Below are 11,545 nucleotides of genomic sequence, written 5' to 3'. Positions count from 1 at the left end.
CTGGGTGCGTGGCAGTCGTTGATGTATCCGAAGAGCTGAAGTCCCTCTCCTCGACCATGGCGTCGATCGAGGCCGTCCTGGACCTCGACAGGATGAGGGCCGATGTCGCCGCGCTCGAGGAGCAGGCGGCGGCCCCGTCGCTGTGGGACGACCCCGAGGCGGCCCAGAAGATCACCAGCCGGCTGTCGCACCTCCAGGCCGAGCTGCGCAAGACCGAGACGCTGCGCGGCCGCATCGACGACCTCGGCGTCCTCTTCGAGCTCGCCGAGGCCGAGGGCGACGCGGACGCCCTCGCCGAGGCCGAGACCGAGCTCGTCTCGGTCCGCAAGGCGCTCGACGAGATGGAGGTCCGTACCCTCCTCTCCGGCGAGTACGACGCCCGTGAGGCGCTGGTCAACATCCGCGCCGAGGCCGGCGGCGTCGACGCCTCCGACTTCGCCGAGCGCCTCCAGCGCATGTACCTGCGCTGGGCCGAGCGCCACGGCTACAAGACCGAGATCTACGAGACCTCGTACGCCGAAGAGGCCGGCATCAAGTCGACCACCTTCGTCGTGCAGGCCCCGTACGCCTACGGCACCCTCTCCGTCGAGCAGGGCACGCACCGCCTGGTCCGCATCTCGCCGTTCGACAACCAGGGCCGCCGCCAGACCTCCTTCGCGGGCGTCGAGGTGCTGCCGGTCGTCGAGCAGAGCGACCACGTCGAGATCGACGAGTCCGAGCTGCGCATCGACGTGTACCGCGCGTCCGGCCCCGGTGGCCAGGGCGTCAACACGACCGACTCGGCGGTGCGCATCACGCACATCCCGACCGGCATCGTCGTCTCCTGCCAGAACGAGCGCTCGCAGATCCAGAACAAGGCGAGCGCCATGAACGTCCTCCAGGCGAAGCTCCTCGAGCGCCGTCGCCAGGAGGAGCAGGCGAAGATGGACGCCCTCAAGGGTGACGGCGGCAACTCCTGGGGCAACCAGATGCGCTCCTACGTCCTGCACCCGTACCAGATGGTCAAGGACCTGCGCACCGAGCACGAGGTCGGCAACCCGACGGCCGTGCTCGACGGCGACATCGACGGCTTCCTGGAGGCCGGCATCCGCTGGCGCAAGCAGCAGGAACAGCAGGAGAAGTAAGCCTCCTGAATCAAAGCTGACAACCCCCTGCACACCCGGACATCACGCCCGTAACTTCCTTGACGCTGCCCCGAGAACTGGGAAAGGGTGGCGGCGGCATGCGTATCACTGGGGCGCGTGTGGCGGGGGGCGAGCGGCCCGGCCCGTACGTGGATGTACGGGGCCGGACGATCACGCCGTCCCCAGCAGGCCATGGCCCTGTGCATAGCTGCTCCACCGACGAGACCAGCTACTGGGGGTAGCAGGCATATGACCAACAAGACGCGGCTCCGTGTCGCGCGCATAGCCGCCGGCGCGATGATCGCCGCGGGTGCTTCTCTGACCGCCGCCGGCGTCGCTTCGGCGGCCGGCATGAAGGTGGACGTCGACGGCGGCGTCGGGCTCAAGGCGAAGGCGGGCGTCGCCGCCCCCGACGTCGACCCGACCCCGACCGAGATCCCGCAGCCCACGAAGCCCAGCACGACGGGCGGCGAGTCCGGCACGACCGGTACGACGGGCACCACGGGTACGACCGGCACCACCGGTACCACCGGCGAGCCCGGCACCACGGGCACCACCGGTACGACCGGCACCACCGGTACGACGGGCGAGCCCGGCACGACCGGCACGACGGGTACGACCGGTACGACCGGCACCACGGGCGAGCCCGGCACGACGGGTACCACGGGTACGACCGGCACCACCGGTACGACGGGCGCCACCGGCGAGCCCGGCACCACGGGCACGACCGGAACCACTGGTACGACCGGCACCACCGGTACGACGGGCACCACCGGCGAGCCCGGCACCACGGGTACCACCGGCACGACCGGCACGACCGGCACCTCCGGAACCACGGGCACCTCCGGCACCCAGACCGGCGGCACCACCGGCACCTCGGGCACCACCGGCACCTCCGGCAGCCAGACCGGCGGTACCACCGGCGCCCAGACCGGCGGCACCGGCACCACCGGTGGCGACGACTCCCGTACCTGCCCCGTCGACACCAACGGTGACTGCAACGGCACCGCCGACGGCAACCAGCCCGTGCCGCAGGGCCAGGCCAAGGAGGAGCTGGCCCAGACCGGCGACGCCGCCCAGACCGGCCAGAACGGCCAGGGCGCGCAGGCCGGCCAGGCGACCGCGAAGCCGGCCGGTGAGCTGGCCCAGACCGGTGCCGGCCAGACCGCCTACCTCGTGGCCGGTGCCACGACGATGATCGCGGGCGGCATCGGCTTCCGCATGCTGCCGCGCCTCATGGAGCGCAAGGGCGACGCCACGGCCTGACGCACCGCTCCCGGTTCGCGCACGCGTCCGGGGCGAATCGTTACGCCAAGAGGCCCGGGGCCCGGAGTGCCGTCGCACTCCGGGCCCCGGGCCTCTCAGCTGTATGTCACCCCGCTGTATGTCACCCCGCGAGGTTGCGCGCGAGCACCGCGACCGCGACGAGCGCCACCAGCAGGGCCAGCAGCGCGGCCGGGGTCAGCCCGGCGAAGATGCCTTCCTGCTGCTGCAGCCGCTCACGGCTCGCCCGGCAGACGGGGCACCTGCCCTCGCTGACGGGAGCCGCGCAGTTGGCGCACACCAGTCGGTCGCACGTCATGCGATGTCCTCCTCCGGTACGTCCAACGCGCGGGAGAGCCCTGCGGTTCCCCCTACCACTGTGCCAGCTTCGGCGCCGTCCGGCGCGGCCGGTCCGGTGAAGGGTACGCCGCCGTGGGAGGCCCGGTACGCGCCACCCCGCACACGCCTACTGCGCGTGCACGAGCGGTTCGGTATGGTCACCGGCACCGAGGAAGCCGTACCGGCGTCACCCGGCGTCCCGTTCCGTTTGTGTTCCGTCCCATTCCGCTCCGTTCCGCTCCGTTCCGCTCAGTTTCCGTTCCGCCCCCGGCCGAGGCGTGGTGCCAGCGTGATCCGATTCGACAGCGTCTCCAAGACGTACCCCAAGCAGAACCGTCCGGCGCTCCGGGACGTGTCCCTGGAGATCGAGAAGGGCGAGTTCGTCTTCCTGGTCGGTTCGTCCGGCTCGGGGAAGTCCACCTTCCTGCGGCTGCTGCTGCGCGAGGAGCGAGCCAGCCACGGCCAGGTGCACGTCCTGGGGAAGGACCTCGGCCGCCTGTCCAACTGGAAGGTGCCGCAGATGCGCCGCCGGCTGGGGACGGTGTTCCAGGACTTCCGGCTGCTGCCCAACAAGACCGTCGCCCAGAACGTGGCCTTCGCCCTGGAGGTCATCGGCAAGCCCCGCACGGAGATCCGCAAGGCCGTGCCGCAGGTGCTGGAGCTGGTGGGGCTGGGCGGCAAGGAGGGCCGGATGCCCGGCGAGCTGTCCGGCGGCGAGCAGCAGCGCGTGGCCATCGCGCGCGCGTTCGTCAACCGCCCGATGCTGCTCATCGCCGACGAGCCGACCGGCAACCTCGACCCGCAGACCTCCGTCGGCATCATGAAGCTGCTGGACCGCATCAACCGCACCGGCACCACCGTCATCATGGCGACCCACGACCAGCAGATCGTGGACCAGATGCGCAAGCGCGTCATCGAGCTCGACCAGGGCCGGCTCGTCCGCGACCAGTCCCGCGGCGTCTACGGCTACCAGAACTGACCGACCGCCCCAGCCCCGAAAGCCCGAAAGCCCCGGAAGGACGCCATGCGCGCCCAGTTCGTCCTGTCGGAGATCGGCGTCGGTCTCCGCCGCAACCTCACGATGACCTTCGCGGTCATCGTCTCCGTCGCCCTCTCGCTCGCCCTGTTCGGCGGCTCGCTGCTGATGCGCGAGCAGGTCAGCACGATGAAGGGCTACTGGTACGACAAGGTCAACGTCAACATCTTCCTGTGCAGCAGGAGCGACGCCGAGACCGACCCGGCCTGCGCCAAGGGGGCGGCGACCACCGAGCAGAAGAAGCAGATCAGGGCCGATCTGGAGAAGATGCCGGTGGTGCAGAGCGTCCAGTTCGAGACGGCGGAGGAGGCGTACAAGCACTACAAGGAACAGTTCGGGAAGTCGCCCATCGCCGGCTCGGTGACGCCCGACCAGATGCAGGAGTCCTTCCGGGTCAAGCTGAGGGACCCCACCAAGTACGCGGTGATCTCCAGCGCCTTCGCCGAGCGGCCCGGCGTGCAGCTGGTGCAGGACCAGAAGGACCTGCTGGAGGACCTGTTCAACCTGCTCAGCGGGGCGAACTACGCGGCGCTGGGCGTGATGGCGCTGATGCTCGTGGTGGCCCTGGCGCTGATCGTCAACACGGTCCGCGTCTCGGCGTTCAGCCGCCGCCGCGAGACGGGGATCATGCGCCTGGTGGGCGCGTCCAGCTTCTACATCCAGATCCCCTTCATCATGGAGGCCGCGTTCGCCGGGCTGCTGGGCGCCTGCTTCGCGTGCCTGCTGCTCGTCGGCGGCCAGTACTTCCTCGTGAACAACTGGCTCGCCCAGCACATCGACGTCGTGCAGTTCATCGGCTGGGACGCGGTCCTCGGCAAGCTCCCCCTGGTGATCGCCATCGGGGTGCTGATGCCGGCGCTGGCGGCCTTCGTGGCGCTGTGGAAGTACCTGCGCGTGTGAGATGTGCCAAGGGCGTGGTCCGGCCAACTCCCCGTACGGCACCGCCCGGTGTCCTAGACTCACGCGCATGCCCGGCCCGACCGTGTCCGTCCCGCCGCGCCTCGCCCGCCGCGGGGCCGTCCTGACGTTGGTCTTCGCCGGAGTGATCGCCACCGGTGCCGCCACCGGCTGCTGGAGCGGCGGCGGGCAGGACGACCGGACCCGCGCGGTCGCGCCCTCCCCGTCGCGCACCGCCGCCCGGCCGGTCGACCGGGGCGCGGTCGAGGCCGCGGCCCAGCGGGCCGCCCAGGACGGCAAGTCCGGCTCCGAGGCCGCCGCCGAGGTCGTCAGCCGCAGCGGGGACACCTGGAGCTCCGTGTACACCGCCCGCGAGTACGAGGGCTTCGCGCTCGCCCTCGACGGCGCCTACGTGGGCGTGGGCATCACCGCCCACCGCGCAGCCGAGGGCGCCATCGAGGTCGGCGGCGTCCGCCCCGGCGGCCCCGCCGAGCGGGCCGGCGTGGGCCCCGGCGACCGGCTCCTGGGCGTCGACGGGGTGCCCGTGACCGGCCTGCCGGTCACCGAGGTGGTCTCGCTGCTGCGCGGCGAGGACGGGCAGTACGCCGACGACGCGGCCGGCGGGCCCGCCCCGCGCGGCGACGGTGCCGGGACGCCCGTACGCCTGCTGCTCCAGCGCGGCGAGCGGCACTGGGAGGTGACCCTGCGCCGCGAGCGGCTGGTCACCGAGAGCGTCGAGGTGGAGCGGGTCGGGGACGGCGGCGACGGCCGCCCGCCCGCCGCACTGATCAAGGTCGGGGCGTTCACGCGGGGCACGGGCGAGCGCGTAAGGGAGGCGGTCCGGGCGGCCGGCCCCGGCGAGGGCCTGCTGCTGGACCTGCGCGGCAACGGCGGCGGCCTGGTCACCGAGGCCGTCACCGCCGCCTCCGCGTTCCTCGACGGCGGGGTCGTGGCGACGTACGACAACGACGGCCGGCAGCACGCCCTGCGGGCCGCGCGGGGCGGTGACACCCGGCGGCCCCTGGTCGTCCTGGTGGACGGCGGCACGATGAGCGCCGCCGAGCTGCTGGCGGGCGCCCTGCAGGACCGCGGGCGCGCCGTCGTCGTCGGTTCGCGCACTTTCGGCAAGGGCACCGTGCAGATGCCCAGCCGGCTGCCGGACGGTTCGGTGGCCGAGCTGACCGTCGGTCACTGGCGGACCCCCGACGGGCGGGCCGTGGACGGCGCGGGGATCGTGCCGGACCTGGCGGTGCGCGGCGATGCCGAGCGGCGGGCCCGCACAGTATTGGGTGGCCTCGGGGGTGGGTCGTAGTGCGAGAATGACCGCGCTATGGCAAAAGAGACGGGTCGCAAACTGATCGCGCAGAACAAGAAGGCGCGGCACGACTACCACCTGCTGACCACCTACGAGTGCGGTCTGGTGCTCACGGGCACCGAGGTGAAGTCGCTGCGTCAGGGCAAGGCCTCGCTGGTCGACGGGTTCGTCCAGATCGACGGCGGCGAGGCGTGGCTGCACAACGTGCACGTGCCGGAGTACAGCCAGGGCACGTGGACGAACCACAGTGCGCGCCGCAAGCGCAAGCTGCTGATGCACCGCGCCGAGATCGACAAGCTCGCGTCCAAGGCGGACGAGACGGGTCACACGATCGTGCCGCTCGCGCTGTACTTCAAGGACGGCCGGGCCAAGGTCGAGATCGCTCTCGCGAAGGGCAAGAAGGAGTACGACAAGCGGCAGACGCTGCGGGAGAAGCAGGACCGCCGCGAGGCGGACCGCGCCATTTCCGCCGCCCGGCGCCGTCAGCGGAAGGGCTGACCGCCGCCGGGGACCCGCCCGGGGGACCCCCGGGAATACGCTGGCACGGGCCCGCGTTGGTCACGTACGATGGGCGCATCGCACACCGGCCGGTTGCTGTCGGCCCGGTGCGCAGCTTGAAAACACCACATGGGGATGATCGGTTTCGACAGCGGATGTCGAAGCAGGGGAAGCGTGTCGAGGAAGCGGCAATGATCTCGTAAACCATATGTCGCAACCAATAATCGCCAACACCAAGCGCGATTCCTTCGCCCTCGCTGCCTAAGTAGCGACTCGCGAAGTGTCAGCCCGGGGCTGTTCCCGACCCGGATCCTGGCATCAGCTAGGGAACTAAACCACTAGGTCCGGCCACGGGACCTGGTGGGAAACCAAACAGTGGCTGAGCCCGTCGGAGACTTGTCCGCGTGATCTCCGGGGCCGAGAAAAGCGCAGCGGACTGCACACGGAGAAGCCCTGGTTCCGCACCGTTGGACGCGGGTTCGATTCCCGCCATCTCCACTCGTCACCATGTGAGCGAAGGCCCCACCGCCCCGGCGGTGGGGCCTTCGTCGTACGCCCGGAGGCGGCCCCGGCGCGGCCCGAGGCAACCGGGAACCCGTCCGGCCCCTCTAAGAGAACGACGAGGGGGTGTGTCGGGATGATCCGGATACGCGGTACCGCCGTGACCGTCGTCGCGGTCGCGGGCCTGATGACGGCGGCCCCGCCCGCAGGGGCCACCGGGACCGGCGAGCCGGGGGCGCCCCACGGGGTGCACCTGCTGGTCAACTCCGCCTACGGCAACCGGCCCGGCGAGCTCGTCGACATCGACCTGCGCGGCCTGAAGCGCTCCGCCGACGTCACCGTCACCTCGCCCCTCTTCCCGCACCGCGTCCACCTGACCCCCTACGCCCAGGACGGGCCCGGCCACCACGCCCGCCCCGCCATCGCCATGACCGTACGGCCCGGCACGTACCCGCTGCGGGTGCACGCCGGCGGCAGGGTCGTGGCCCAGGAACGGGTCGAGGTCACCGCCGCCCGGCGGCCGGAGTTCCAGGTGGGCACCGACGGCGACGTCCTGCGGCCCGGGGAGCGGCTCGGCGTGTCGTACGACGACCTCTACCCGGGTGAGCAGGGCGAGGCGTTCACCGTCACCTCCCCGGCCTTCCGGAAGGCCGTACGGCTCACCCACGACCCGGCCGGCGGGCACTGGAACAACCCCCGCATGTTCACCGCCCTCACGGCCCTGCCCCCCGACGTCAAGGACGGCACGTACAAGGTCACCCTGACCGGGGACGGCGGCCGGCCGCTCGCCGAGAAGCCGCTCACCGTACGGGCCGCCCGCCCCGGTGACAGCGACTACGTCGGCCGGGCCCGCGGCCCCGCGTTCTTCCCCGCCTCCGGCCGCCCCGAGACGGCCCGGTCGCACGGTCAGACCGCTGCCGCCGGCGGCACCGTCAACGTCCTGTGGCGGGACTCCTCGCCCGATCCCGGCGAGGACGAACGGCTGACCGCCACCTCCCCGGCCTTCGAGCAGCCCGTGCCGCTGCGGCGCGACGACAGCAAGGCCGGCGACGGCGACGTCCCCCGCTACTACGGCCCCGCCCGGGTCCGCAAGGACCTCGGCGCCGGCCGTTACCCCGTCACGGTGATCAGCCACCACGGGCGCGTCAAGCGCACCGCCCACCTCCTGGTGGACGCCGTCGAGCCGGCCGCCGCCACCACCGACGGCCCCCGCGGCACCACGCTGCTGGCCGTCGGCGGCACCGGCCTCGCCGCCGTCCTGGCCACCGCCGGCGCCCTCACCCTGCGCCGCCGCACGGCACACGGCACCTGAACCGCGGGAGCCGGACCGCGAGGCCCCGACCACGAGACCCCGACCGCGATACCCGATCCGCCCCGCGTCAATGCCCGACAGTCGTGGCAAACCCCTCATGTCGTGACAGGTGCGCTCAGTACCTGTGTTCGCGTACGGTTGACGGCTGCCCTACGCACAGCAGAAGGGGGCCTGGGTGGCCGCGCAGAACGCCACAGACGCGCAGGTGGCGACAGGACCGGCGACGGAGCCGGACGGGGTCAGGGACCGTGAGACCGGCGCCGAGCAGCAGCATCTCGACCGGGTCTACCGGCGTCTCGAGGAGAAGATCCACGAGGCCGAGTTCCTCATGGACGACGCCGCCAAGCGCGGCCAGGTCGGCACGCCCGGGGCGCTGGCCGAGCGGGACGCCCAGGTCTTCCGCGCCGGCGTCCACCTCAACCGCCTCAACAGCGAGTTCGAGGACTTCCTCTTCGGCCGCATCGACCTGCTGCCCGGCAAGGACGGCAAGAAGGGCCCCGACGGCGCGTACACCTCCGTCGAGCCCGCCGACGACGCCGTGCGCGGCGACCGCGCCGAGATCGCCGAGACCCTGCACATCGGCCGCATCGGCGTCCTCGACGCCGACTACTCGCCGCTCGTCATCGACTGGCGCGCCCCCGCCGCCGCCCCCTTCTACCGCGCCACGCCCGTCGCGCCCGGCCGCGTCGTACGCCGCCGCGTGATCCGCTCCAAGGGCCGCAAGGTGCTCGGCGTCGAGGACGACCTGCTGCGCCCCGAGCTGTCCACCACCCTGGACGGCCGGGCCCTGCCCGTCGTCGGCGACGGCGCTCTCATGGCCGCCCTCGGCCAGGCCCGCAGCCACACGATGCGCGACATCGTCTCCTCCATCCAGGCCGAGCAGGACCTCGTGATCCGCGCCCCCGCCGCCTCGGTCACCGAGGTCGAGGGCGGCCCCGGCACCGGCAAGACCGCCGTCGCCCTGCACCGCGCCGCGTACCTCCTCTACCAGGACCGCCGCCGCTACGCGGGCGGCATCCTCGTGGTCTCCCCGACCCCGCTGCTGGTCGCCTACACCGAGGGCGTGCTGCCCTCCCTCGGCGAGGAGGGCCAGGTCGCCGTCCGGGCGCTGGGCTCGCTCGTGGACGGCGCCGAGGCCGACACGTACGACGAACCCTCCGTCGCCCGCGTCAAGGGCTCGGCCCGCATGGTCAAGGTCGCCCGCAAGGCCGTCCGCGGCGCCCTGGAGGTGCCCGCCGGCGACACCCCGGTGCCCGACCGGCTGCGCGTGGTCGCCTTCGGCGGCCGCTTGGAGCTGGACGGCGACGAACTGCGCCGCATCCGGCAGGTCGCGCTGGGCGGCACCGCCCCCGTCAACCTGCTGCGCCCGCGCGCCCGCCGGCTGATCCTCGACGCGCTGTGGGCCAAGGCCGGCGGTCCCCGCCGCTACACCGACCCCGAGCTTGCCGCGGAGGCCCGGCAGGCGTTCGACGAGGACATCACCACCGAGCAGGTCTTCACCGACTTCCTCGACGCCTGGTGGCCCGAGCTCACGCCGCGCCGGGTGCTGGCGTGCATGGCCGACGAGCGCCGCCTGGCGCGCTGGGCGCGCCGGGTGCTCAACCCGCGCGAGGTGCGGCAGGTGGCCCGTTCGCTGTCCCGCCTGGACGGGCGGGGCCACGGCCCCCTGTCGGTGCACGACGTGGCGCTGCTGGACGAGCTGGAGACGCTGCTGGGCGTGGCGCCCCGGCCCCGCCGGCCGCGCGAGGTCGACCCGCTGGACCAGCTCACGGGCCTGGAGGAGCTGATGCCGGTCCGCTCGGAGTCGCGCCGCGAGCGCGCCGAGCGGCTGGCGGAGGAGCGGCGGGACTACGCGCACGTCATCGTCGACGAGGCGCAGGACCTCACGCCGATGCAGTGGCGCATGGTGGGCCGCCGCGGCCGGCACGCCACGTGGACGGTCGTGGGCGACCCCGCGCAGTCCTCGTGGTCCGACCCGGACGAGGCGGCCGAGGCCCGGGACGAGGCGCTGGGCACCCGCCCGCGCCGCCGCTTCCGCCTGACCGTCAACTACCGCAACCCCGCGGAGATCGCGGAGCTGGCCGCGAAGGTGCTGGCCCTGGCCATGCCCGGCACGGAGTCGCCCTCGGCGGTGCGTTCGACGGGTGTCACGCCGCGCTTCGTCGTGGCCGGCGACGACCTGGGCGCGGCGGTGCGCGCGGAGGCCGCGCGGCTGCTGGCCGAGGTCGAGGGCACGGTCGGCGTGGTGGTCCCGATGGGCCGCCGGGCCGAGGCGCGCGGCTGGCTGGCGGGGCTGGGCGGCCGCGCGGTGGCGCTGGGCAGCCTGGAGGCCAAGGGCCTGGAGTACGACGCGACGGTCGTGGTCTCGCCCGCCGAGATCGCCGACGAGTCGCCGGCCGGCCTGCGGGTGCTGTACGTGGCCCTTACGCGCGCCACGCAGCGGCTGACGGTGCTGGCGGGGGAGCGGGACGACCCGGACGAGCGCGGGGTGCCGGACCTGCTGCGGGACTGAGCGGCGGACCGGCGTCCGCGGGGCCGCCGCCGTCGCCCGGACGGCGGCGCCGGTGCTCCGTTCTGACGTTCTGGGGGTGGATCCGCGCCTCCCGGAATGACTTCTGCGGTCGGTTTGTTAGCCTGGGTACGGCACCGGCTCGATCCAAGCCCCCGGGCCCAACCTTTGTCGCTACGAGCGACCACTTGCCGCGAGGCGAGCATGGCGGGTCGGTGTCACAGACGTCCGGGACGGGCGCTCTTCCCATTCGGAGGGCGCCCGTTCTGCGTTTCCGTCGCGGGCGTCGTTTCCGTCGTCGGCGTCGCGTCGGCTTTGCAGGGACATGAAGGAGCGCTGAAGAGATTTGGGCTCCCCTTTACCGCGATCTGAGAACCTTCTTCCACCATGAGGTGCGAGTTACCCCCTACTGACCGGTAGGTGGGACGATCGGACGTCTCGCGTCCTCGTGACGCACGCGACGGGCGACAACAAGCGGAACAGCGGAAAGCAGGGGAAAGCGGCCATGGCAACGGCGCCTAGCGTCTCGTACTCGATGACGGTCCGGCTGGAGGTTCCTGCGGGCGGGACGGCGGTCAGTCAGCTCACCACGGCCGTGGAGTCCTCGGGCGGGTCGGTGACGGGTCTGGACGTGACCGCGTCGGGGCACGAGCGGCTGCGGATCGACGTGACGATGGCCACGACCTCGACGGAGCACGCGGACGAGATCGTGGAGAAGCTGCGCGGGATCGAGGGCGTGGTCCTGGGCAAG

The 11,545-nt window shown here is 72.6% G+C and carries 10 protein-coding genes and 1 other RNA gene; 10 read left to right on the top strand and 1 reads right to left on the bottom strand.

The window, feature by feature from the left end:
• The first annotated feature begins 8 nt into the window (after window positions 1–8).
• Both prfB and IE305_RS31285 read left to right on the top strand, forming a co-directional pair.
• The gene (prfB, locus tag IE305_RS31290; protein ID WP_190133219.1) at window positions 9–1,124 is read left to right on the top strand and encodes a peptide chain release factor 2; all 1,116 of its coding nucleotides are present in this window, start codon (window positions 9–11) and stop codon (window positions 1,122–1,124) included.
• A 249-nt stretch (window positions 1,125–1,373) separates the two neighbouring features.
• Complete coding sequence (locus IE305_RS31285; protein WP_190133218.1) at window positions 1,374–2,390, top strand: hypothetical protein; 1,017 nt, start codon at window positions 1,374–1,376, stop codon at window positions 2,388–2,390.
• Between the two features lie 121 nt (window positions 2,391–2,511).
• Here the strand turns inward: IE305_RS31285 and IE305_RS31280 are convergent, their stop codons facing one another.
• Window positions 2,512–2,706 (bottom strand): hypothetical protein, encoded by a 195-nt coding sequence (locus tag IE305_RS31280; protein ID WP_190133217.1) that lies wholly within the window; start codon window positions 2,704–2,706, stop codon window positions 2,512–2,514.
• 309 nt (window positions 2,707–3,015) lie between these two features.
• Here IE305_RS31280 and ftsE point away from each other — a divergent pair, with 309 nt between their 5' ends.
• The 8 genes from ftsE to IE305_RS31240 form a co-directional block, all read left to right on the top strand.
• Complete coding sequence (gene ftsE / locus IE305_RS31275) at window positions 3,016–3,705, top strand: cell division ATP-binding protein FtsE (RefSeq protein WP_190133216.1); 690 nt, start codon at window positions 3,016–3,018, stop codon at window positions 3,703–3,705.
• A 45-nt stretch (window positions 3,706–3,750) separates the two neighbouring features.
• The gene (gene ftsX, locus IE305_RS31270; protein WP_190133215.1) at window positions 3,751–4,662 is read left to right on the top strand and encodes a permease-like cell division protein FtsX; all 912 of its coding nucleotides are present in this window, start codon (window positions 3,751–3,753) and stop codon (window positions 4,660–4,662) included.
• 67 nt (window positions 4,663–4,729) lie between these two features.
• Window positions 4,730–5,971 carry a S41 family peptidase gene (locus IE305_RS31265; RefSeq protein WP_190133214.1) on the top strand — a complete coding sequence of 414 codons (1,242 nt, stop codon included), beginning with the start codon at window positions 4,730–4,732 and terminating at the stop codon, window positions 5,969–5,971.
• An 18-nt stretch (window positions 5,972–5,989) separates the two neighbouring features.
• A complete protein-coding gene (smpB, locus tag IE305_RS31260) occupies window positions 5,990–6,472 on the top strand; it encodes an SsrA-binding protein SmpB (protein ID WP_190133213.1) in 483 nt (160 codons plus the stop codon).
• A 131-nt stretch (window positions 6,473–6,603) separates the two neighbouring features.
• Window positions 6,604–6,973, top strand: a transfer-messenger RNA (tmRNA) gene (gene ssrA / locus IE305_RS31255).
• A gap of 136 nt (window positions 6,974–7,109) precedes the next feature.
• Window positions 7,110–8,285 (top strand): hypothetical protein, encoded by a 1,176-nt coding sequence (locus IE305_RS31250; protein WP_190133212.1) that lies wholly within the window; start codon window positions 7,110–7,112, stop codon window positions 8,283–8,285.
• A 175-nt stretch (window positions 8,286–8,460) separates the two neighbouring features.
• The gene (locus IE305_RS31245) at window positions 8,461–10,797 is read left to right on the top strand and encodes a HelD family protein (protein ID WP_229891779.1); all 2,337 of its coding nucleotides are present in this window, start codon (window positions 8,461–8,463) and stop codon (window positions 10,795–10,797) included.
• A 502-nt stretch (window positions 10,798–11,299) separates the two neighbouring features.
• Window positions 11,300–11,545: ACT domain-containing protein (locus IE305_RS31240; RefSeq protein WP_506005207.1), on the top strand; the 246-nt coding region annotated here is incomplete at its 3' end.

Origin of the sequence: Streptomyces mashuensis, assembly GCF_014654785.1 — a bacterium.
In the GTDB taxonomy this organism is placed as follows: Bacteria; Actinomycetota; Actinomycetes; order Streptomycetales; family Streptomycetaceae; genus Streptomyces; species Streptomyces mashuensis.
Note: the sequence above shows the minus strand (reverse complement) of the source record. Positions and strands in the feature narration are given on the sequence as shown.

Excerpts from the sequence above, each read along its gene's own strand:
- IE305_RS31285 (WP_190133218.1), top strand. The coding sequence starts at position 1,374 with ATGACCAACAAGACGCGGCTCCGTGTCGCGCGCATAGCCGCCGGCGCG.
- IE305_RS31280 (WP_190133217.1), bottom strand. The coding sequence starts at position 2,706 with ATGACGTGCGACCGACTGGTGTGCGCCAACTGCGCGGCTCCCGTCAGC.
- ftsX (WP_190133215.1), top strand. The coding sequence starts at position 3,751 with ATGCGCGCCCAGTTCGTCCTGTCGGAGATCGGCGTCGGTCTCCGCCGC.
- IE305_RS31265 (WP_190133214.1), top strand. The coding sequence starts at position 4,730 with ATGCCCGGCCCGACCGTGTCCGTCCCGCCGCGCCTCGCCCGCCGCGGG.
- smpB (WP_190133213.1), top strand. The coding sequence starts at position 5,990 with ATGGCAAAAGAGACGGGTCGCAAACTGATCGCGCAGAACAAGAAGGCG.
- IE305_RS31250 (WP_190133212.1), top strand. The coding sequence starts at position 7,110 with ATGATCCGGATACGCGGTACCGCCGTGACCGTCGTCGCGGTCGCGGGC.